This window comes from Flagellimonas amphidinii, from assembly GCF_013090115.1.
Lineage (GTDB): Bacteria > Bacteroidota > Bacteroidia > Flavobacteriales > Flavobacteriaceae > Flagellimonas > Flagellimonas amphidinii.
In genome coordinates this window covers 156172-179670 of sequence record NZ_JABFNN010000037.1, presented here as the reverse complement: position 1 = coordinate 179670, position 23499 = coordinate 156172, and the positions used below count along the sequence as shown (strand labels likewise).

Annotated in this window: 17 protein-coding genes; 3 read left to right on the top strand and 14 right to left on the bottom strand. The window is 41.2% G+C overall.

Annotated features, from left to right (window positions below; genetic code table 11):
* The first annotated feature begins 16 nt into the window (after positions 1 to 16).
* Positions 17 to 1063: a LacI family DNA-binding transcriptional regulator gene (locus tag HJC33_RS11620; protein WP_171658992.1), complete on the top strand. Its 1047-nt coding sequence runs from the start codon at positions 17 to 19 to the stop codon at positions 1061 to 1063.
* Here the strand turns inward: HJC33_RS11620 and queG are convergent.
* The 11 genes from queG to HJC33_RS11565 form a co-directional block, all read right to left on the bottom strand.
* A complete protein-coding gene (queG, locus tag HJC33_RS11615) occupies positions 1025 to 1954 on the bottom strand; it encodes a tRNA epoxyqueuosine(34) reductase QueG (protein ID WP_171658991.1) in 930 nt (309 codons plus the stop codon). The two genes, HJC33_RS11620 and queG, sit on opposite strands and share 39 nt — an antisense overlap.
* Position 1955: 1 nt before the next feature.
* Positions 1956 to 2978 (bottom strand): Holliday junction branch migration DNA helicase RuvB, encoded by a 1023-nt coding sequence (gene ruvB / locus HJC33_RS11610; RefSeq protein ID WP_171658990.1) that lies wholly within the window; start codon positions 2976 to 2978, stop codon positions 1956 to 1958.
* A 10-nt stretch (positions 2979 to 2988) separates the two neighbouring features.
* Positions 2989 to 3813, bottom strand: a complete 825-nt coding sequence (locus tag HJC33_RS11605) for a GIN domain-containing protein (RefSeq protein WP_171658989.1) — start codon at positions 3811 to 3813, stop codon at positions 2989 to 2991.
* Positions 3814 to 3935: 122 nt separating this feature from the next.
* Positions 3936 to 5750 (bottom strand): cytochrome c oxidase subunit I, encoded by a 1815-nt coding sequence (locus tag HJC33_RS11600; protein WP_171658988.1) that lies wholly within the window; start codon positions 5748 to 5750, stop codon positions 3936 to 3938.
* Positions 5751 to 5797: 47 nt separating this feature from the next.
* On the bottom strand, positions 5798 to 6856 hold the full coding sequence (locus HJC33_RS11595) for a cytochrome c oxidase subunit II (RefSeq protein WP_171658987.1): 1059 nt from the start codon (positions 6854 to 6856) through the stop codon (positions 5798 to 5800).
* Between the two features lie 32 nt (positions 6857 to 6888).
* Positions 6889 to 8244 (bottom strand): quinol:cytochrome C oxidoreductase, encoded by a 1356-nt coding sequence (locus HJC33_RS11590; protein ID WP_171658986.1) that lies wholly within the window; start codon positions 8242 to 8244, stop codon positions 6889 to 6891.
* A 17-nt stretch (positions 8245 to 8261) separates the two neighbouring features.
* Positions 8262 to 8831 (bottom strand): c-type cytochrome, encoded by a 570-nt coding sequence (locus HJC33_RS11585; RefSeq protein ID WP_171658985.1) that lies wholly within the window; start codon positions 8829 to 8831, stop codon positions 8262 to 8264.
* 4 nt (positions 8832 to 8835) lie between these two features.
* On the bottom strand, positions 8836 to 9363 hold the full coding sequence (locus tag HJC33_RS11580) for a DUF3341 domain-containing protein (protein ID WP_171658984.1): 528 nt from the start codon (positions 9361 to 9363) through the stop codon (positions 8836 to 8838).
* Positions 9364 to 9365: 2 nt separating this feature from the next.
* Complete coding sequence (nrfD, locus tag HJC33_RS11575; protein ID WP_171658983.1) at positions 9366 to 11093, bottom strand: NrfD/PsrC family molybdoenzyme membrane anchor subunit; 1728 nt, start codon at positions 11091 to 11093, stop codon at positions 9366 to 9368.
* 31 nt (positions 11094 to 11124) lie between these two features.
* Positions 11125 to 14250, bottom strand: a complete 3126-nt coding sequence (locus HJC33_RS11570) for a TAT-variant-translocated molybdopterin oxidoreductase (protein WP_171658982.1) — start codon at positions 14248 to 14250, stop codon at positions 11125 to 11127.
* A 32-nt stretch (positions 14251 to 14282) separates the two neighbouring features.
* Positions 14283 to 15650 (bottom strand): cytochrome c3 family protein, encoded by a 1368-nt coding sequence (locus HJC33_RS11565; RefSeq protein WP_171658981.1) that lies wholly within the window; start codon positions 15648 to 15650, stop codon positions 14283 to 14285.
* A 235-nt stretch (positions 15651 to 15885) separates the two neighbouring features.
* Between HJC33_RS11565 and HJC33_RS11560 the strand changes: the two genes are divergently transcribed.
* Positions 15886 to 16257, top strand: a complete 372-nt coding sequence (locus HJC33_RS11560; RefSeq protein ID WP_171658980.1) for an SPOR domain-containing protein — start codon at positions 15886 to 15888, stop codon at positions 16255 to 16257.
* A gap of 51 nt (positions 16258 to 16308) precedes the next feature.
* On the opposite strand, the gene infB is transcribed toward HJC33_RS11560, so the two are convergent.
* From infB to rimP, 3 genes are read right to left on the bottom strand one after another with little or no spacing between them, the layout of a single operon-like run.
* Positions 16309 to 19002: a translation initiation factor IF-2 gene (gene infB, locus HJC33_RS11555; RefSeq protein WP_171658979.1), complete on the bottom strand. Its 2694-nt coding sequence runs from the start codon at positions 19000 to 19002 to the stop codon at positions 16309 to 16311.
* A 43-nt stretch (positions 19003 to 19045) separates the two neighbouring features.
* On the bottom strand, positions 19046 to 20278 hold the full coding sequence (nusA, locus tag HJC33_RS11550) for a transcription termination factor NusA (protein WP_171658978.1): 1233 nt from the start codon (positions 20276 to 20278) through the stop codon (positions 19046 to 19048).
* 13 nt (positions 20279 to 20291) lie between these two features.
* Complete coding sequence (rimP, locus tag HJC33_RS11545; RefSeq protein WP_171658977.1) at positions 20292 to 20753, bottom strand: ribosome assembly cofactor RimP; 462 nt, start codon at positions 20751 to 20753, stop codon at positions 20292 to 20294.
* 249 nt (positions 20754 to 21002) lie between these two features.
* Between rimP and HJC33_RS11540 the strand changes: the two genes are divergently transcribed.
* The gene (locus HJC33_RS11540) at positions 21003 to 23483 is read left to right on the top strand and encodes a PA14 domain-containing protein (RefSeq protein WP_171658976.1); all 2481 of its coding nucleotides are present in this window, start codon (positions 21003 to 21005) and stop codon (positions 23481 to 23483) included.
* Positions 23484 to 23499 lie beyond the last annotated feature (16 nt).

Below are 23499 nucleotides of genomic sequence, written 5' to 3'. Positions count from 1 at the left end.
TTTATCCAAATATTTTATGAGTAGAACCACGCTACAACAAATAGCACTTAGTCTAAATATTTCAGTGACAACTGTCTCGAAAGCACTGCGATCTTATCCAGATGTCAGCCAAAAAACCATCGAGAAGGTCAAAGAAGCGGCAGAACTGCTCAACTATAAACCAAACACCTTTGCAGTAAATCTTAGAACTCAAGAATCCAAAACTATTGGATTGGTAATTCCTGAAATCGTACATCAGTTTTTTTCAAGTGTGGTAAAAGGTGTCATTGAGGAGGCAGAAAGGAACGGCTACACGGTCTTCATACTTCAGTCCAGTCAGAACGTGGAAATTGAAAAAGAAAGAATTGATTTCTTGATCAACAAACAGGTTGATGGTATCCTTATAGCCCTTGCCGATGATACTGTGGAATATTATCACCTTTTTGAAGCCCAAGCTATAGATCTTCCTATTGTGATGTTCGATAAAATAGGAAAGACAGTTCCTTGTTCCAAGGTCATTATTGATGATTTGAAGGCAGGTTATGAAGCCACTAAACATCTCATTGAACGTGGTTGCACAAAAATTGCACATTTTAGAGGGCCATTGACTTCGCAAAACTCCATAGACCGCTACGAGGGATATAAAAAGGCCTTGGAAGAATATGGTCTTGAGTTTGCTGAGTCCAATGTTTACCATTGTCAAGAAATGAGCTTCGATATTGGTAAAGAGAATGCCCAAAAGCTTTTAAAAAGTGGTAAAAAGATTGATGGTATTTTTATTAATACAGATTTAATTGCCGTTGGTGCCATGGCAGAGCTTAAAGAACAAGGTATAGATATTCCCGGTGATATTGCTGTTATCGGCTTTGGAAATTGGTTTTTAAGTTCGGTGATTACTCCTTCCCTGTCCACTGTGGCCCAACCCAGTTACACCATGGGTAAAATTGCCTTCAATACCTTGTTCTCTGAATTGAATCGGCGAAAAGAGAACCAGCATGTAGATTACGAAACAATTATTTTACCAACTGAAATCATTGAAAGAGCATCAACCCTCACGGGAAAGAAAGTCGATGTTTCGCACTAGTCCAGTATATTTGGTCCGCTTTACTGCGGATTTTTTAAATAGTTTTTGAAATACTTCTGTTGTAATTTCCTGCCAATCTTTTTGGGTCATGGACAATAAATCTGGATGGGGATTGAAAAGTGGCTCCTGATGTGGTTTTGAAAAACGGTTCCATGGGCATACATCTTGGCACACATCGCAACCAAACATCCAGTCGTCAAACTTTCCTTGAAATTCTGACGGAATTTCATTTTTTAGTTCAATAGTAAAATACGAAATGCATTTGCTACCATCTACAACATAGGGCTCCACAATGGCTTCCGTTGGGCAAGCATCGATACATGCCGTGCATGTACCGCAGTGGTCAGTCACAGGGGTGTCATAGTCCAACTCCAAATCAATAATAAGTTCGGCAATAAAATAGAAAGAGCCCACCTGTTGGGTCAATAAATTACTATGCTTACCTATCCATCCCAAGCCGCTTTTGGCCGCCCAAGCCTTATCCAATACCGGGGCAGAATCCACAAAGGCACGACCATGCACCTCTCCTATTTCATCCTGAATATAATGTAGAAGCGATTTAAGCTTATCTTTTATCACAAAGTGATAATCTGTTCCATAAGCATATTTGGAAATCTTAAATGAGTCCTGGTTTTGTTCTTCTGAGGGATAATAATTTAACAACAAAGAGACCACTGACTTGGCCCCATCCACCAATTTTGTAGGGTCCAAACGTTTATCAAAATGGTTTTCCATATACTGCATTTCACCATGCCTATTTTGGTTAAGCCATTTTTCCAAGCGGGGTGCTTCTTCTTCTAAAAATCCGGCTTTGGATATTCCACAAGACAAAAAACCGAGGCGCTGGGCTTCGGTCTTGATCAATTGGGTATGTTTTGCCTTCTGATTCAAATTAAAACAATCCTCCCTGCGTTCCTCCTTTTAATCTTCCTAAATGTTTATAGGCCAATTCAGTGACTTCCCTACCGCGTGGAGTCCTCATAATAAATCCTTGTTGGATCAAAAAAGGTTCATAAACCTCTTCAATGGTTTCTGCACTTTCAGAAACCGCAGTAGCCAGAGTTGTGATTCCAACAGGACCACCTTTAAATTTATCAATGATGGTCGATAAGATTTTGTTGTCCATCTCATCCAAGCCATGGGCATCCACATTAAGTGCTTTAAGCCCAAATCTTGAAATATCAATATCTATTTTTCCATTGCCCTTGATTTGGGCAAAATCCCTAACTCTACGCAACAAAGCGTTGCAAATACGGGGGGTTCCTCTACTTCTTCCGGCAATCTCAATGGCGGCTTCTTGTGATATGGGCATTTTTAAAATATCTGCACTGCGTTCCACAATAGTGGAAAGCAATTCGGTATTGTAATATTGAAGGCGGCTTTGGATACCAAATCTGGCCCGCATTGGAGCGGTCAGCAAGCCTGAACGCGTTGTTGCACCCACCAGGGTAAAAGGACTCAAATTAATTTGAACGGTACGGGCATTGGGGCCTGTCTCAATCATGATGTCAATCTTATAATCTTCCATGGCCGAGTACAAATACTCCTCCACTATGGGGCTCAATCTGTGAATTTCATCTATAAAAAGAACATCCCGCTCTTCCAAATTGGTCAGTAAGCCCGCTAAATCTCCCGGTTTATCCAAGACTGGGCCTGAAGTGACTTTAATTCCCACTCCCAACTCATTGGCCAAAATATGTGCCAATGTAGTCTTTCCCAAACCTGGAGGCCCATGAAACAGTGTATGGTCCAATGCTTCTCCTCTAAGATTAGCGGCTTCTACAAATACCTTTAGATTCTCCAGCACTTGGGCCTGACCTGTAAAGTCATTAAAAGTAATGGGCCGCAAAGCTCTTTCTATATCAAGCTCCTCTTGGGAAAAATTATCTGCAGTTGGATCTAAATTCTCGTTCATTATAATTCTTTCATTCTTCTTTTTTCAAAAGTTGAGCAGTATCCATAAACTCAACAATATTGATTTGGGGATTCCCATAAAGATAGGTTCTTGAGTTTCCTCTCGCTTTCAGCTCTAAAGTTTGATAAGCGTAGATTCTTGCACTGGCACTGTTTTCAATTGAGGTTGCTATATTGCCAGCTTCCATTCTTTCCGCTTTTAACTTGGCATTACCCATAAGATTGGCCACAAATCCATCCGAAGTTCCTTCAAAGGTAAGGGAGCCATTTCCATCCAAGTCAATTAAACTTGTGCCATTTACTGCATAAATATAAGCTTCGGCCCTATCGGAAAGACCTATGTTTAATGAATCAACATCTACATTGAATTCAGCTCTGCTTGTATTTTCTAAATTTATGTCCATAACAGAGGCACTGGCCCTGAGGTTTAATCGGGTATTTTCAAAACCATCAACAAAGAGCTCATCACTTTCTATAATATCATCAGAACTAATACTGCCTTGTTTTAGGGTTATTGCTTTCAAATCTGTGTAATTTATAGTGATATCCAATTGCTTTTTAGCGGTTACATCATAAAATGCACTAATAATCAAGGTACTGTCCATCACTTTAAACTTAAAGATATCTATTAAGTTATCATCCGCCACAATACGGTATCCAGGGCCAAAAGATTTTTTCAGGATAATATCATAATCATCATTGAGCTGAACGGCATTGAATGCCGGAAGTTCCTCGCTCACTTCGGTCACAATCCGACTACCTTTTATCCTCGGTTTTCTTTGTGCCTCCAACGTAACGTGCGTAAGCACAATAAGCAATAAAATAAGATTTTTCACAGGTTCTCACTTTAGGGTTATTAAAGATATTACAATTAACCTTAACAATAGCCGTACCACATTGAACAACAAAAAGCCCATCCTATAGGATGGGCTTTTCTATATTGTATACTTAAACCTGATCAGTGGTTAAGTTCTTCCTCATTTTCTTGAAGTGGAACGTTCTGTGGCACAAAATCCTGTCCAGGAATTATGTACTCTCCATTTTCATAGGTCTTACTGTAGTCATACGCCCAACGATATACATGAGGAATAGCACCTGGCCAGTTTCCATGTATGTGTTCTTGTGGTGCGGTCCACTCCAATGTATTGGAACCCCATGGGTTTTGCGGTCCTTTTTTTCCATAGAAAATACTAGTGATGAAATTGTATACAAATACCAATTGAGCCAATCCTGCAATAATCGCGAAGACAGTCATTAATACTTGAACGTTGGTCAATTCATCAAACATTGGGAATGCCGTGTTTTGATAATAACGTCTTGGGACACCGGCCATACCTACAAAATGCATTGGGAAGAATACACCATAGGCGCATATTGCTGTAATCCAGAAATGGACGTAACCTAGGTTTTTATTCATCATTCGTCCCTGGAACATTTTAGGGAACCAGTGGTAAACTCCCGCAAATAATCCATACAAGGCCGAAATACCCATTACCAAGTGGAAGTGTGCAACCACAAAATACGTATCGTGCACATTGATGTCCAAGGTGCTATCACCCAAAATGATACCCGTTAATCCTCCCGTAATAAAAGTAGATACCAAACCAATCGAGAACAGCATAGCTGGATTCAACTGTAAGTTACCTTTCCAGAGTGTTGTGATGTAATTAAATGCCTTAACCGCAGAAGGTATTGCAATTAAAAGTGTTGTAAATGTAAATACAGATCCCAAAAATGGATTCATTCCAGAGATGAACATGTGGTGTCCCCAAACTATGGTAGAAAGGAAAGCAATGGCCAAAATAGAAGCTACCATCGCCCTGTATCCAAAGATTGGCTTTCTTGCGTTCGTAGACATTACTTCTGATGTAATTCCTAATGCTGGCAACAATACAATGTATACTTCTGGGTGACCCAAGAACCAAAACAAGTGTTCATACAATACTGGAGAACCTCCTTGATAGTGCAGTACCTCCCCTTGAATAAATATATCTGAAAGGAAAAACGAAGTTCCAAAACTTCTGTCCATAATCAACAAAAGTGCTGCCGATAACAATACCGGGAAAGAAATTACACCAATTACTGCGGTAACAAAGAAAGCCCAAATCGTCAAGGGCAAACGCGTCATTGACATTCCCTTAGTCCTTAAATTGATAACCGTTACGATGTAATTCAAAGACCCCAATAAAGAAGATGCAATAAAGATTGCCATGGAGACCAACCATAGTGTCATACCAGCTCCAGATCCTGGCTGTGCCATTGGCAAAGCACTCAAAGGCGGATAAATTGTCCAACCCGCTGCTGCAGGACCTGCTTCAACAAATAAGGAAATTACCATGATTACTGAAGAAAGGAAGAACAACCAATAAGATACCATGTTCAGGAATCCAGAAGCCATATCTCTAGCTCCAATCTGCAACGGAATTAAAAGGTTACTGAAAGTACCACTTAGTCCAGCAGTAAGTACAAAGAATACCATTATGGTACCGTGTATGGTCACCAATGCCAAATAAATATCAGCATCCATAACACCATCTGGTGCCCATTTTCCAAGTAAAGCTTCAAAAATTGGAAAGGATTCTCCTGGCCATGCCAATTGCATTCTAAACAGCAGCGACATTGCAATACCTATAAATCCCATAATGAGACCTGTAACTAAGTACTGCTTGGAAATCATCTTGTGATCCTGACTGAATATATATTTGGTAACAAAGGTTTCCTTATGATGATGTCCGTGATCTTCGTGTCCGTGTTCGTGTCCAGTAGCTGACATAATCGTTTTATTTTTTTTAGTATCCGTGTATCTTTTTCTAGCCTATCTTATTGAACTGGAGCTACAGTTTCCTTAAAAGTTGTTTGCTCAGCCATCCACTTGTTGAATTCTTCTTCTGTCTCCACAATAATCTTCATCTGCATGTTGTAATGTGACTTTCCACAGATTTTGTTGCAAAGTAGTACATAATCAAATTCCCATGGATCGGTATTAGGTTTACCTTCTGCAGCCCACTTTGCACGTAGGGCGTTGGTTCTTTTCACCTTATCCACAACATCAGGATTTAATCGCATTTCCTCAGTGGTTACTGTTGGAGTGAATGAGAACTGAGTCACCATTCCAGGCACGCAATTCATTTGTGCTCTAAAGTGGGGCATGTAAGCCGAATGCAATACATCCTGAGATCTCATCATAAAATTCACTTTTCTACCTACTGGCAAGTGTAATTCCTTCACGATTACATCATCGTTACTATTAGGGTCTGCCTCATCTAAGCCAAGTACATTGGCTCTATCAATATCGATCAAACGTACACTTGCATCCCCTAAAACATTATCATCTCCTCCGTAACGTGCCGTCCAGTTAAACTGTTGGGCATATAACTCTACAATTAGAGGATCATCCTCATCATTGATGTCCATGATATTGGTCCACGTATATAACCCCCACAAGATCAAACCAGCCAATACTATTACTGGAATAATGGTCCAGATAAACTCCAAACGGTCATTATCAGCAAAGAAAAGAGCCTTTCTGCCTTTTTCGCCACGATATTTATACCCGAAATAGTGCAATAGGAACTGTGTAATGGTCTGCACAAAAAATATAATTGCAAATGACACCCACATCAGTTGGTCATACTCTCCTCCGTGAGCCGAAGAAGCTTCTGGCAATAATACTTTAGAATATTTTGCAAAACTGAATATGGTAATTCCGTAGATAAAAATCAGGAAGCCAAATAGTAAATATCCGTTATTCTTGTTATCGGAATCATTTGCTATCTCTGTGTTCGCTGTTTTGACTTGAGACAATTCAAAAATCTTGGTCATTTGCCAGATTGCAATTGCTACCAGTACTAAAACAGTCAATGTTAATAATGCCGTCATTGTATATCTATCTAAGACTTAATCTAATCGTATTAATAATGAAAATGTCTACTTTCCTCAATAAATGGATTTCTCTTGGGTTGCAGTGGTGCCTTGGTCAATGTATTGAACACCCAGAACACAAACAATCCTCCAAAAAATAGTATTCCTCCAATTTCAGGTAATCCTATATGCCATTGGTCTCCCACTGTTGCAGGCATTACCATGTTGAATATGTCCAAATAATGGCCAAAAAGCACTACCAAACCTGTCATGATCACAAACCAGTTTACTCTCTTATAGTCACTATTCATCAACACCAATAATGGGAAAATAAAATTCAATGCCAGCATACCAAAGAATGGTAATTTATAATTTTCAATTCGAGTTACGAAATAGGTAACTTCTTCAGGAATGTTGGCATACCAAATCAACATGAATTGGGCGAACCAAAGGTAAGTCCAGAAAATACTTATCCCGAACATGAACTTGGCTAAATCGTGAATATGGCTATCATTGACATCTTCTAAGTATCCTTTTGATTTTAAATAGATGGAAACCATTGCGATAACCGTGATACCAGAAACAAACATACTGGCAAACACATACCATCCAAATAACGTACTGAACCAGTGGGGATCCAAACTCATGATCCAATCCCATGACATCATAGACTCAGTGACCAAATAAAACACCAAGAATCCTGCGGACCATCTAAAGTTTTTTACAAAGTTGGAGTCATCATCAGATTCATCTTGAGCTAAAGATAGTTTTCTGGAATATTCACGGTAGAAAATCCATCCACCCAAGAAAATCGCAGCTCTCACCAAAAAGAAAGTTGGGTCAAGGTATCCCGATTTACCTTGTAATAGTTCATCGTGGGCAACTACATCAGCATCCATCCAAACGAACATATGATTCATGTGCAGCACGGAAAGAACCAAAATTACAAACACGATAATACCACCGGGCACTAAATAAGAAGTAATACCCTCCATTACTCTAAACAATAATGGTGACCATCCTGCTTGGGCAGCTCTTTGTATTGCATAGAACGCCAATACTCCAAGAGCAATCATAAAGAAAAAGAATGCGGCCACATACAGTGCGGACCAAGGTCTATTTTGTAGTTGGTGAAGCAAATGTTCATCGTGGGAAGCATCATGCCCCTCTCCATGTGTAGCTTCTTCTCCGTGTGCTGTGCTCTCTCCATGTCCTTGATCTTCCCCATGGCTTACAGTTTCCTCTGCATGCCCTCCTCCGTGACCATCATCATGGGCAGAAGCAACAATAGCTTTGGCTTCTTCCACAGTAGAAGGAGCAGACACAAAACCAATTGCCAACAATATAAGCCCAAGGCCCATAGCAATGAAAGATCCTATTTTAAGTCTGTTTGAAAAGGTGTACATAGTTTACTCTTATCCTATTATTTTGTTAGGTCTTCCTTTAATTTGATAACATATTCGGAAACTTGCCACATTTCTTCTTCGCTTGCGAATTGAGATGCGTAAGATCCCATGGAATTCAATCCATAATAAATGGTGTGGTAAGTAGTACCAACGGTAATGTTACGTGCTGCATCAGCATAGGTTGGAACACCCAATATTTTTTCTCGTTTCACCAAATTTCCTTGTCCGTCTCCTTTAGAGCCATGGCAAATAGCACAATAAATATCATACAATTCTTTCCCTTTGGCCAAATTGGTTTCAGACTGTAAAGAATCTAAAGGACTTGTATTCAACCTTGCCAAATCCTTACCCTCTGGTGTGTTTTCAAATTCGTATGGCAACCAGTTTCTGGAAACCGTATTGTCTGGGGGCAATAAAGCTTCTGTACCATCAGGAAACAATCCATTATCCACTCCTTCATAGGTTTCATACCCCACGGATTCGTACATGTTTGGCATGTATTGATAGTTAGGTCTGTTTTTATCGGCACAAGCCGCCACAAACAGTACCAAAACCAAAATCATACTTATTTTACCTAAATGCTTCATAGTATTAAGAATCCTTTTCTGTAACATTTATTTCCACAGCCCCTGTTTCCCACAACAAATCTGTAAGTTCCTTTTCGTTATCATGCACTCCGATTTCCATTAAAAAATGATCATCAGTAGTACGCTTATCTGGGTTCTCCGCTTTTTTGAAAGGCCACATTCTACTTCTTAAGTAAAAGGTTATTACCATCAAGTGAGCAGCAAAGAATACTGTAAGCTCAAACATGATTGGCACAAAAGCCGGCATGTTTTCCAAATAGCTAAAGCTCGGTTTACCACCAATATCCTGCGGCCAATCCTCAATCATGATATAGTTCATCATAACGATGGCAACCGTAAGACCCAAACATCCGTACATGAAGGAAGTAATTGCTATTCGGGTATCCTCCAATCCCATGGCTTTGTCCAAACCATGCACAGGGAAAGGAGTATACACTTCCTCAATATGATGGTGCTCTGCCCTTACTTTTTTTACGGCATGCATCAATATGTCGTCATCATTATAAAGTGCCTGTATAACTTTTGATGCCATAATTACTTTTTATCGTTTAATTTTTTTGCCTGTCCAGCCCAATCATCTCGTTGTGCCCTTCCTGGGAAGGAACCAGTGATGGAATCCAACAGATCATATTCCTTTTGGGTCATTTTACTTACTTGAGCGAAGGTAAAAATGCCTATCTGGTTCAAAGTCTGTTCCATTTGTGGACCAATGCCTTTTACTTTTTTCAAATCATCCGGTATTTCTTTATCCGCATCAAACGTTCCGATAGCATCTAAAAGTGATGACACCTGTTTTTCATCTGCTTCGAACTTTTCTTCAACCGGAGCTTCGTCTGCCTTTTTTGATTTTCCTTTTGCAGGCATTTCGTACAGAGGCTTACCTGCATCTCTTAATTTTTTGTAACGCTCTCCAGAAGATTTCAAAATAGATTTTACTTCTGCTTGAGCAATTACTGGGAATGTTCTGGAGTATAATAGGAACAATACAAAGAAGAACCCTATGGTACCAATGAAGATTCCGATATCCACAAAAGTTGGGGAGAACATCGTCCAAGAAGATGGCAAGTAATCCCTATGTAAAGAGGTAACGATAATCACAAAACGTTCAAACCACATTCCTATATTCACCACTATGGAAATAAAGAAAGAGAACATAATACTGGTTCTCAATTTTTTGAACCACATGAATTGAGGCGAGAACACGTTACAGGTCATCATGGACCAATATGCCCACCAGTAAGGCCCTGTCGCTCTATTCAAGAATGCATACTGTTCGTATTCGACACCTGAATACCATGCTATGAACAACTCTGTAATATAGGCACATCCTACTATAGAACCAGTAATCATGATTACGATGTTCATCAGCTCTATATGCTGCACAGTAATATAAGACTCTAGATTACACACCTTTCTCATGATGATCAAAAGTGTATTCACCATGGCAAATCCAGAGAAAATTGCACCTGCAACAAAGTATGGTGGAAAAATAGTGGTATGCCATCCTGGAATTACCGATGTAGCAAAGTCAAAGGATACAATAGTGTGTACGGAAAGCACCAAAGGCGTGGCCAAACCGGCCAATACCAAGGAAACTTCCTCAAAACGTTGCCAATCCTTAGCTCTACCTGTCCAACCAAAGCTCAACAGGCTGTATATTTTCTTTTGAAATGGTTTAATGGCCCTATCGCGAATCATGGCGAAATCTGGCAAAAGTCCTGTCCACCAGAAAACCAATGAAACCGAAAGATAGGTTGATATCGCAAATACGTCCCAAAGTAGCGGTGAATTAAAGTTTACCCAAAGCGAACCAAATTGGTTAGGAATTGGAAGTACCCAGTAAGCCAACCAAGGACGCCCCATGTGAATGATGGGAAACAATCCGGCCTGAATTACCGAGAAGATAGTCATTGCCTCCGCAGAACGGTTGATTGCCATTCTCCATTTTTGGCGGAAAAGTAACAATACCGCTGAAATCAGCGTTCCTGCGTGACCAATACCTACCCACCAAACGAAGTTTGTAATATCCCAGGCCCAGTTAACAGTTCGGTTAAGACCCCAAACCCCAATACCTGTGGAAATGGTATAAATAATACATCCTAGACCCCAAAGGAATGCCACCAATGCTATGGTGAACACAATCCACCATTGCTTATTGGCCTTTCCCTCAACTGGACCGGCGATATCCACAGATACATCGTGGTATCCTTTATCTCCAAGTACTAAGGGCTTTCGAATAGGTGCTTCGTAATGCGACGCCATAATTTATCTTCTAATTACTTCTTTTTATTGATTAAGCCTCGTTGGTGTTTCTTACCTTAACATGATAGAACACATTGGGTTTTGTACCCACATGCTCCAACAAGTGGTACATTCTATCATCTTCTTTCAACTCGGCAACCTTGCTTTCTTTATCGTTAATGTCCCCAAAGACCATTGCTCCACTGCTACAAGCCGCTGAACATGCCGTCTGGAACTCTCCGTCTTTGATGGTTCTGCCTTCTCTCTTGGCATCCAAGATGGTTTTTTGGGTCATTTGGATACACATAGAACATTTCTCCATAACCCCTCTAGACCTAACATTCACATCTGGGTTGATGACCATTTTACCCAAGTCATTGTTCATGTTAAAATTGAACTCATCATTATCACTGTACAAGAACCAGTTGAAACGACGTACTTTATATGGACAGTTGTTGGCACAGTATCTAGTACCCACACAACGGTTATATGCCATATGGTTTTGTCCTTGTCTACCATGCGAGGTAGCAGCTACAGGACATACAGTTTCACAAGGAGCGTGGTTACAGTGCTGACACATTACAGGTTGGAAAGCCACCTGTGGGTTCGCGGAAGGATCTTCCATTTCCCTGAAACCTCCCAAGGAACCATTATCTCCCCAAAGACCATCCATTCCTTCCTTCTTCTCATTATCTTCTTCAAAGGTATCTTCGGAAGAGTAATATCTATCAATACGCAACCAGTGCATATCTCTTGAGCGGCGAATTTCTTGTTTTCCAACTACTGGAACATTGTTTTCTGCATGACATGCAATTACACAAGCTCCACAACCCGTACAAGCATTCAAGTCTATGGATAGATTGAAGTGATGCCCGATGGAACGATCAAATTCTTCCCACAAATCAGCATCAGGAGATGTAACAGGTATTTCTTGATGGTCCAAGCTTACATGAGGCATTGGGTTCCACTCATGGTGGTCTTTGGTATTGAAGATTTCCAAGGTAGTTTCCTTGATGATATCTCCTCTACCCATTAAGGTTTTATGTTGTTGAATACATGCAAATTCATGCTCCCCAGCAGCTTTTTCAACAGTAACGGACTGCACATCTGAGAAATTATTATATAGTGCAAATGCATTTACCCCTGTTGCCATTTCTGATTGCATTCCAGCTTTTTTACCGTATCCAAAAGAAAGACCAACAGTACCATCCTTTTGACCGGGCTGCACAATCACAGGAACATTGTCCAACACTTTCCCATCAACAGTAAGCTTAACATAGCTACCGTTTACACCACCATTAGCAACTGCATAATTTTCAAGATCCCATTTTTCAGCATCAGCTTTGGAAACAGTCACGTAATTGTCCCAAGAAACTCTTGAAATAGGATCAGGGAATTCTTGCAACCAAGGATTATTGGCCTGACGACCATCCCCCATTCCAGTTTTGGAATATAAAACCAATTCGGTTCCAGCACTGGTTGAATTCACCAAAGAACGAATTGCAGAGGCAATTGGCGCTATATTTGGCTCAGCACCTTCTTCTTCCTCAACAACCGTAGCAACAGCTTCTTCACCATCAGCAACAACCGCAGCAGGAATGAACACACCATCTTGCAATGTTTTGTTCCAAGAGGCACCTTGAAGCACATCAGCATCCCAAGTCTCCTTGATGTATTCATAATATGTTTTTTCACTGCCCATCCATGTTAGCAAAGCAGTTTGGAACTGTTTGGTATCAAAAAGTTCGCGGATAGCAGGTTGCATCAAGCTATAATGACCTTTTTTAATCTGTGTATCACCCCAAGACTCCAAGTAATGGGATGCCGCACCTACATATTTTGAAGCTTGTGCAGTTTCATCATTATTAAATGCAAAGGCAACAGAAACATCAACTTTTTCAAGTCCGGCAACAAACTCATCTGCATTTGGCAAGGTGTAAGCAGGATTAACCCCATCCATCAATAAAGCACCAACGCGGCCCGCATTCATATCAGCGACCAGCTTTGTTACTTTGGCAACATCTCCTTGACGAACATATTTTGGTTTTTCTGTATCAAAAGCTTCGCTAGCCAACAATTTATTGATGGCCAACACCACATTCTGCGCATTAACGTCATTCAATCCTGTAACAACAACAGCTTTGCTCCCCGCTTTTTTGATTTGGGCAGCAACCTGATCAACAGCAGCATCCACATCAGAAGTTCCCCCTCCAACGTTACTGCCATTAAGTTTACCGTATAATTTAGCCAATGCTATTTTTTGCTGGGTGGCAGTCATCGGATATCTTTTATCCGCATTTGCACCGGTCAAGGACATATTCGCCTCCAACTGAACATGCTTGGACATTTTACCATGCTTTGGCACACGTCCTTTTGCATATCCTGTATCATAACCTCCTCCTTGCCAATCTCCAAGGAAATCAGCACCGAAAGAGACAATCAAATCCGCTTTTTCAAAATCATAATCCGCTAGGGCACGTTCACCATAATTGGCCATAAATGCATTCAAAGCAGCATCTTCAGAAATGGCATCGTAAACAACATGGCTTACATTGTCCCCAAATTCAGCTTTGAACTCCGCAATTAATTTATCCGTAGATGGGCTTGCATAGGTTTGCGTCAACAACACAATTTGTTTATTGGAACCTTTTAAACTTCCAAGTTTAGCCCTAACCGTAGCATCTAAAACCTTCCATTCAATAGGCTCTCCGTTGCCCATAGGCCCCTGAACCCTCTTGCTGTCATACAATGTCAAAACAGAAGCTTGCACTCTAGCATTGGCTCCACCGTTGACTTTGGCATCTGTATTATTTTCTATTTTAATGGGACGACCTTCACGAGTTTTCACTAGTACACTCGCAAAATCAAATCCATCTGCAATGGTAGTAGCATAGTAATTGGCAACACCAGGAACTATATTGTCCGGCTGCATTACATAAGGAATAGATTTATGCACTGGGCCCTCACATGCAGCAACGGTAGCGGCCGCAGTACTGAACCCAACATATTTCAAGAAGTCCCTTCTACTAGTGCTAGAATTTGACAGATTTTCCTTGTCTCCTAAAAACTCATCAACAGGAATCTGTTCAGTGAATTCATTTTGTCTTAGCGTCTCAACAATGGAATCGTTAGGATTTAACTCCTCAACGCTTTTCCAATATTTTTTGTTTGATGCCATACGATATATCTGAGATTATCTTCTTTTTATTCTTAATAGTGACATTTACCACATTCCAAACCACCCATCATAGCAGCGGTCAATTCCTCAACACCATACTTTTTGGAAAGCTCTGCATGAATGGCCTCATAGTACTCATTGCCTTCAACCTTAACATTGGTCTCTCTGTGGCAATTGATACACCATCCCATAGTCAAAGGGGAATACTGATACATGATTTCCATTTCCTCCACTGGCCCATGACAAGTCTGACATTCAACTCCCGCTACAGAAACGTGCTGAGAGTGATTGAAATAAGCAAAGTCTGGCAGATTATGGATTCTCACCCATTCTACTGGCTGAGTTTCACCTGTATATCTTTGGTTTTCCTCATCCCATCCAACAGCTTTATATAACTTCTTAATTTCAGCCGTATAGAATTCATTGGTATATCCATTTGCCAAATCTTCAGCGCTAGGACCTTCGGGATTACCAGTATATTGATAAATGGATTTATGACAGTTCATGCAAACATTCAAAGATGGAATGCCTGAAGTTTTAGATACTCTTGCTGATGAGTGACAATACTTACATTCAATCTTATTGTCACCAGCATGGATTTTGTGCGAATAATGAATTGGTTGCACTGGAGCATAGCCCTGATCAACCCCCACTTGCATCATCCAACCATATGCAAAGTAAGCAGCAGCCAATAGTAGAAAAATAGATGTCACCAGCACCAAGAACTGATTTTGAGCAAAAGCCTTCCAAATTGGAATACGCTTTTCTGCTTTTTCCTTTTCCAATACCACTCCATTGGCCTCAGCAATACGACGCAAAGTCCTGTTCACCAAGACAAGCATAATCACCAATAAAGCAAATATTAGAGTAAGGGCTCCTAAAATCAACTCATTTGAAATACCGGACGATTCCCCGCCTGAAGCATTCCCACCACCATCAGCAGTTGCAACAACAGCCGGTTTAGATGGAGGAGCAGCGGTATAGGCCAAGATATTATCAATATCCTCATTGGACAATGTTGGAAAAGCCGTCATTGCCGCTTGATTGTATTCAGCATAAATTTTGTTAGCGTAGGCATCTCCAGAACTTATTACACCAGGACTATTTTTAATCCAAGCATACAACCACTCCTTATCCAAGCCTTCATCCTCGGACAACCTTGACTCAACATTAGCCAAAGCAGGACCGGTCATTTTACGATCCAAGGCATGACAAGCGGCACAATTTTGATTGAACAACTGTTTTCCCTTCGCGGGGTCACCTCCAGCAGCACTCTCCGCTGTTACCGTCTCTGCAGTAGCATCAGCAGCTTCTTCTTGCGCATAAAATGAAGTGGAGAAAAGTAGGAGAGAAAAACCTAAAACTTTAGAAAATAGATGGCGGTATAAAACCTTTTTCATATTAACGAAATTTCTATCGAAATCTTTGGCACGATAATTACTGTTGATACTGAGAACAATAGTATTTTGCCCCACCAAAATTGGTGACAAAAGTACGACATAGAGTCATTTTTCAAAATGTTAAGGTATTTATAAACTATAATTTATAAGGATTCTAAATAAGAGGCTCGAATCGCTTCAATTTGTTAAAAAAATTCATTTGTATCTTAGCGCAATCAAAAAGAAGATTTCCTTTATGAAAACCCCAATATATATATTGCTGCTAACAGGTTTTACCTTAGGACTTTCTGCCCAAGAAGGCACTGTATCCATAGAACAGGATGCAAGAATTGACGAACTGATACAGTTGTACACTGAAGTCAATTCCAAGGCAAAATTTTATCAAATACAAGTTGGTTTTGGCACTTATCAGAAAGCTCAAAATCTAAAATCTAAAGTAGACGTGGATTTTCCCAACTGGTATTCTAAAATTGAGTTTGAATCACCAACCTATCGTGTTCGTCTAGGCAAGTTTAAAACTAAACTGGAAGCTGAACGAAAATTTTTGGAGGTTCGAAAAAAATACCCAGATGCCATGTTGCTGAAACCGGAAAGCGATGCTAGATAAATAAAAAAATCCCGCTAAATGCGGGATTTTTTTACTCATATATTCAATAACCTATAGTTTCTTCTTAACGGCCACCTCTTGGAAGGCTTCTATGATATCTCCTTCTCTGACATCATTGTAGTTTTTGACCTGTAAACCACAATCGTATCCTTTGGATACTTCCTTCACATCATCCTTGAAGCGTTTCAATGAAGACAATTCTCCCGTGAAGATTACCACTCCATCCCTGATAAGTCTTATCTGAGAATTTCTGAAAATCTTACCACTGGTCACCATACAACCCGCAATGGTTCCAACCTTAGAAATTTTAAAGGTCTCTCGTATTTCTGCATTACCGGTAACTTCTTCCTTCATTTCTGGAGACAACATACCCTCCATAGCATCCTTAAGGTCATTGATGGCGTCGTAGATGATAGAATATGTCCTAATGTCAATTTCTTCTTTGTCAGCAACAGCCCTGGCATTGCCCATTGGCCTTACATTAAATCCAATGATAACCGCATCCGAAGCACTGGCCAATAACACATCAGACTCTGTAATGGCCCCAACTGCTTTGTGAATGATATTGACTTGAATTTCATCAGTCGACAATTTTTGGAACGAATCTGTTAATGCCTCGACCGATCCATCCACATCACCTTTTAAGATAATGTTCAACTCTTGGAAGTCACCTAGAGCAATTCTTCGGCCAATTTCATCAAGAGTGATATGACGCTGAGTTCTAACTGATTGCTCTCGCTGTAATTGCGAACGTTTAGCAGCAATTTGTTTAGCCTCCCTTTCATCTTCAAGCACGTTGAATCGGTCCCCAGCTTGCGGAGCACCATCCAAACCTAAAATTGAAATCGGTGTTGCCGGACCCGCGACTTTAATGTTCTTGCCCCTTTCATCCTGCATTGCCTTAACCTTACCACTGCAAGTTCCTGCCAACACATAATCTCCAATTTGCAAGGTTCCCGTCTGCACCAAGATAGTGGATACATAACCACGTCCTTTATCCAAGAATGCCTCTACTACAGTTCCTGTGGCCAATCTATCTGGATTTGCTTTCAGCTCTAACAATTCAGCTTCCAACAAAACTTTTTCCAAAAGTTCCTTGACACCTTGCCCAGTTTTTGCAGAAATATCGTGGGATTGAATCTTACCTCCCCAATCTTCTACTAACAGGTTCATGCTGGCCAAGCCCTCTTTTATCTTATCTGGATTTGCCGTAGGCTTATCCACTTTATTGATTGCAAAAACAATAGGAACTCCAGCTGCTTGAGCATGACTGATAGCCTCTTTAGTCTGAGGCATGATATCATCATCCGCAGCAATAACGATTATCGCAATATCTGTTACTTGCGCTCCACGGGCTCGCATAGCGGTAAACGCCTCGTGACCCGGAGTATCCAAGAAGGTAATCTTTTGACCATCTTCCAGAGTAACCCCATAAGCCCCTATGTGCTGGGTAATACCTCCACTTTCGCCTGCAATTACATTTTCCTCCCTGACATAATCCAACAAAGAGGTTTTACCATGGTCTACGTGACCCATTACAGTAACAATTGGAGCCCTTGCTTTCAAATCTTCCGGAGCATCTTCTTGCTCTTCAATGGACTCCTCAATCTCAGCCGTTACAAACTCAACTTCATAACCAAATTCTTCAGCTACAATGGAAAGTGTTTCAGCATCCAATCTTTGGTTCATGGTCACCATGATTCCAAGCGACATACAAGCAGAGATAATTTGGGTGGTGGATACATTCATCATGGTAGCCACTTCATTCACCGTTACAAATTCGGTTACCTTAAGAATCTTGCTTTCCAACTCCTGTTGCTCCAGATCCTTTTCAGTCTGCTGACGGTGCTGATCTCTTTTTTCTCTTCTATATTTTGCCCCTTTGCCTTTGCTCGATTTGCCTTGAAGCTTCTCCAAGGTTTCCCGTACTTGTTTTTGTACTTCTTCCTCTGTAGGCTCCACTTTAGGAGTGGATGGGCGCTGACCCCCTCGTCTTCCCTGGTTATTACCGCCTCTTTGAGGACGACCATTACCTGATTGAGGGCCTTTGCTTACAATACGTTTTCTACGCTTCTTTCTATCAGAAGAAGCATTTCCCGCTTCTTTCTTCGGCTCTTCTTTCTTTTTCTTCGGTTTATTGAACTGGGAAAGATCAATTTTATCTCCAGTTATTTTTGGACCACTAAGCTTTTTATACTGGGTTTTGATAGTACCCGTTTCTTTAGGCTGCTCTTCTTTTTCAACCTTAGCCTCAGCTTTCTTTTCTACAGTAACTTCAACTTTAGGGGTTTCTGGTTGTTTTTCTTCAACTGGCTTTTCAACCTCCTCTGGTTTCACTTCTGCCTTAGGCTCTTCTTGAACTTTAGGCTGTTCCGGTTTTTTATCCAAATCGATTTTACCAACCGTTTTGGGACCAGAAAGCTCAGCTTTGGCCTTGATGACCTGCTCCGCTGCTTCCCTTCTTTCTCTTGCAAGACGTCTTTCTTCCTGCTCTTGCTCCATCCGAACCCTGATGGCCTCCTTCTCCTTTCTTTTCTCCTCTCCTACCTCTTTGGAAGCTACCTTTTTGCTCTTATCCGTTTGGAACTCATCCAACAGTACTTGATATACCTCATCTGTAATCTTAGTGGTAGGCCTTGCCTCTACATCATGTCCCTGCGCAGACAGATAATCCACCGCTCGATCCAGTGAAATATTCAATTCCCTAAGAACCTTATTAAGTCGTATTGTTGGGTTTCCTGCCATAAATAATTTTTGCTTGCCCTAAAATTCGCTGCTAATATATAGTTTAATCTTCAAATTCTTCCTTGAGGATACGCACTACATCATGAACCGTTTCTTCTTCCAAATCGGTTCTTTTGATCAAATCCTCAACATCTTGCTCCAAAACGCTGCGCGCAGTATCCAGACCTATTTTCTTGAACTCCTCAATTACCCATCCTTCTATCTCATCTGAAAACTCGGTCAACTCCACATCTTCCTCTACACCTTCTCTAAATACATCAATCTCATAACCAGTAAGTTGCCCTGCCAATCTAATATTATGACCTCCTCTACCAATAGCTTTGGAAACCTCCTCTGGCTTTAGGTAAACTTGAGCCGTTTTCTTTTCATCGTTCAGTTTTACTGATGACACTCTGGCCGGACTCAACGCACGAGTAACCATTAGTTGTGGGTTGTTGGTCCAATTGATGACATCAATATTTTCATTGCCCAATTCACGTACAATACCATGAATACGGGATCCCTTCATACCAACACATGCACCAACAGGGTCAATTCTATCGTCATAGGAGTCAACGGCAACTTTAGCTTTTTCTCCTGGAATGCGAACTGCTTTTTTGATACTTATCAATCCGTCAAACACCTCTGGTATCTCTTGGAAGAACAATTGCTCCAAGAAAATTGGTGAAGTTCTGGACATGATAATGGCCGGTTTATTCCCTTTCAGCTCTACACTTTCAATGATCCCTCGGACATTATCTCCTTTTCTGAAAAAATCAGATGGTATCTGTTTATCCTTTGGAAGAATGATCTCATTTCCTTCATCATCCAATAATATAATGGCTTTATGACGGATATGATGAACTTCAGCCGTATAGATTTCACCTTCAAGATCCTTGAACTGCTTGTAAATAGTCGTATTGTCATGTTCATGGATTTTGGAAATCAAATTTTGACGCAATGCCAAAATAGCCCTTCTCCCCAAATCCATCAGTTTTACCTCTTCCGATACATCTTCACCGACCTCAAAATCAGGTTCAATCTTCCTTGCTTCAGAAAGAGATATTTCTTCATTGGGTTCCTCTACTTCTCCATCTTCAACCACAACACGGTTCCTCCATATCTCCAAATCCCCCTTATCTGGGTTAATGATAATATCAAAGTTCTCGTCTGAACCAAATTTTTTCTTGAGCGCATTTCGGAATACATCTTCCAAAATGGCCATAAGGGTCACCCTGTCTATAAACTTATCGTCCTTGAATTCCGAAAAGGATTCGATTAGCGCTAGGTTTTCCATATTTGATCTTCAATTAAAATTTTAATACAACTTTTGCTTGCCGAATATCAGAAAACGCTATTTCCTGCTTTTTCTGAACCGTAACTTTTCCTTTACCTACAGGTTTTGGCTCACGTGCCTTCCATTCCAAGGTAATGTTATCTTCAGTGGTCTGAGTCAAGGTTCCTTCCAATTCTTCAGAATCGGTTCTCACCTTTAATTTTCTTCCAATGTTCTTTTTGTACTGACGGGGCAATTCTAAGGGAGATGTAGCTCCGGCGGAAGTAACTTCCAATGAAAAATCTTCCTCCTCCCTATCCAGATTATGCTCAATAGCCCTACTAATGTTCATACAATCCTGAAGATTGACTCCATCATCGCCATCCAAAACAACTCTGATCGTATTATCTCCTCCAATGGTAAAATCAATCAAAAACAAGGAAGGGTATTCTTCCAAGGCCTTGTTCAATAAAGACTCCACTTTCTCCTTAAACATTAGAAATCAGTAATAAAAGAGGGGACTCAAAGTCCCCTCATGAATAGCTTTATATCCGTTCAGTGGTGCAAATATACGATATTTAATACGGTATTTGCAACCCATGCCAGTAAGAATTATCCAAACATGGGGTCCCATCTTACAAAAACTCGCAAAACCCACGCATAAACATCCCTAATCGAGGGTTTCACAACAATTATTTTCCATCAAACCCATTGAGAATAGCTTTGTATTATTGAAAACGCCGACATGAAGTCAACCTCAAAAGGTTTAAAAAAGCAGCAGAACCTTTCATTTCTAAATTTCTCACTCCTAATATTTCTGTTTGGGACTTTTTCGGTGTGGTCACAAACCACCATTTGGAGCGAAGATTTTAATAGTTATTCCAACGGAACCGAAAACGGGACAGCGACCGGCCCATCCCTTACAGACTGGGCATCAAATAACGGAAGATTGGACATTCGGAATGGCAGCATGAGAGGCAGAAATCTAGACTCAGAAAGTACTTGGTCCACTGACCCCATCAACATATATGGATACACCTCCATTAGTTTTAGTATGGACGTTGCCGTGAACAATGCGAACAATTTTGAACAAGGAACCGATTATTTTATTGGGGAATATAGAATTGATGGAGCAGCTTCTTGGACAGAATTTGAAAATGCCTCAGGAGATGCCAGTCCAAGTGACCCTTTAGATTCTTCCTATACGGTAAACCTTCCAACAACGGGATCCACCCTTGAGATTCGGATTCGGATGTATAATACAGACAATAGCGAACATTATTATATTGATAACGTTTTGGTGGAAGGCACACTCCCTTTATGTTCTGGGGAGGTGGATTTTGAGTTTTACGACAGCGTCCCCTCCGGGAATACTGTGGACAATATTCCAACCTCTGGAGCCTTGAGCACAGGGGTTTTTACCAGTTTCGATGTGGATGCCCTTCAAAATCAGGAAGATTCCGGGGACACCAATACCTTCAGTATCCGCTATGTCGGATATCTCCAGATAGATACCCCTGGCTCCTATACCTTCTATACTTCTTCAGATGATGGTTCAAAACTCTTTATTGATGGAACCGAAATTGTGAGCAATGACGGTCTTCACGGTACACAGGAAAGATCGGGAACAGTCTCATTGACTACAGGTCTCCATGATATTACCGTACTTTTCTTTGAAAATGGCGGCGGCGAGACGTTGACAGTACAATACCAAGGTCCATCGATTTCCAAACAGAATGTTCCCTTCAGCAACCTGTATTCCAACTGTGGAACACCGGTTGTTCCTAATGACCCACCAAGCATTACGGCAACAGGGGACCAAATATTCTGCCCGGGTTCCACCATTCAAATCATTGAAACCGTATCCATTACAGACCCTGATGACACCACTTTGGATGCTGTTTATGTTCAGGTTACCGCAAACTATGACAATACTGGCGACCAACTATCCTTGACCGGAAGCCATCCAAACATAACCTCTAGCTGGGATGTTTCCGAAGGAAGATTAACCTTAACAGGGCCTGCTACACTAGCTGAATTTGAAGCAGCTCTTCTCGATGTTACTTTTCAGACTACGGCAACGGTAAACTCCGGTGACACCAGAACGTTTTCCACAGTATTGAATGAAGCCAATTATTTGGCTTCCACGGGTCACTATTACGAGTACGTGCCCTCATTGGGAATTACATGGACTGCAGCCCGTGATGCGGCAGCACTAAGGACTTTTTACGGTCTTCAAGGATATTTGGTCACCATAGGTGCCCAAGACGAAGCAACCCTAGTGGGGAGTCAAGCTCCTGGTGCAGGCTGGATTGGTGCCAGCGATGAAACCACTGAAGGCGATTGGCTTTGGGTTACCGGACCAGAGGCAGGGACCCTTTTTTGGCGCGGCACGGCCGGAGGAACGGCTTTTGCTTACGAATTTTGGAATACGGGAGAACCCAATCAGGCAGGTAATGAAGACTATGCCCATATTACCGCTCCAGGCGTGGGTCTAGATGGATCCTGGAACGACCTCTCCAACACTGGGGCATCAAGTGGATCCTACCAACCCCAAGGTTACCTAGTTGAATACGGTGGCATGCCCGGTGATCCTGCCGCTCCCAACATTTCAGCCACCACAACCATTACAGTTGATACAACAGCACCTACCGCAACTAGTCCAGCCCCTGTGACCGTGTATTGCAGTGCCGACGTTCCTACTGCAGATGTCACCGTTATTACCGATGAGGCAGATAATTGCGACCCAAGTCCAACGGTTACTTTTATAAGTGATGTTAGTGATGGCGGCACCGACCCAGAAATTATAACCAGAACTTATCGTGTAACCGATGCATCTGGAAACACTTTGGATGTACAACAAACCATAACGGTATCTCCATTTTCCTTTACGACCCAACCCAATAATCAAACCATAATTGTTGGCAATAATGGCAGTTTTTCAATTGTGGCAAACGGACCGGATACTTTTCAATGGGAAGTGAGCACAGATGGCGGTTCCAATTTTAATCCAATAGCTGATGGTACCGAATATTCGGGCACACAAACTGCAAACTTAACTGTGACCATTCCCGGTATAGACAAAAATGGCCACATTTTCCGAGTGATAGCTTCCAATTCAGGGGCCTCCTGTAACTCCATAACCTCAAATACCGCAACTTTATCCGTAAGAGCAGGCACGGTCATCACCAATCGGAAAATCACCTACCGGGTAAATCAGAATTAATTATAGCTTAAGTATT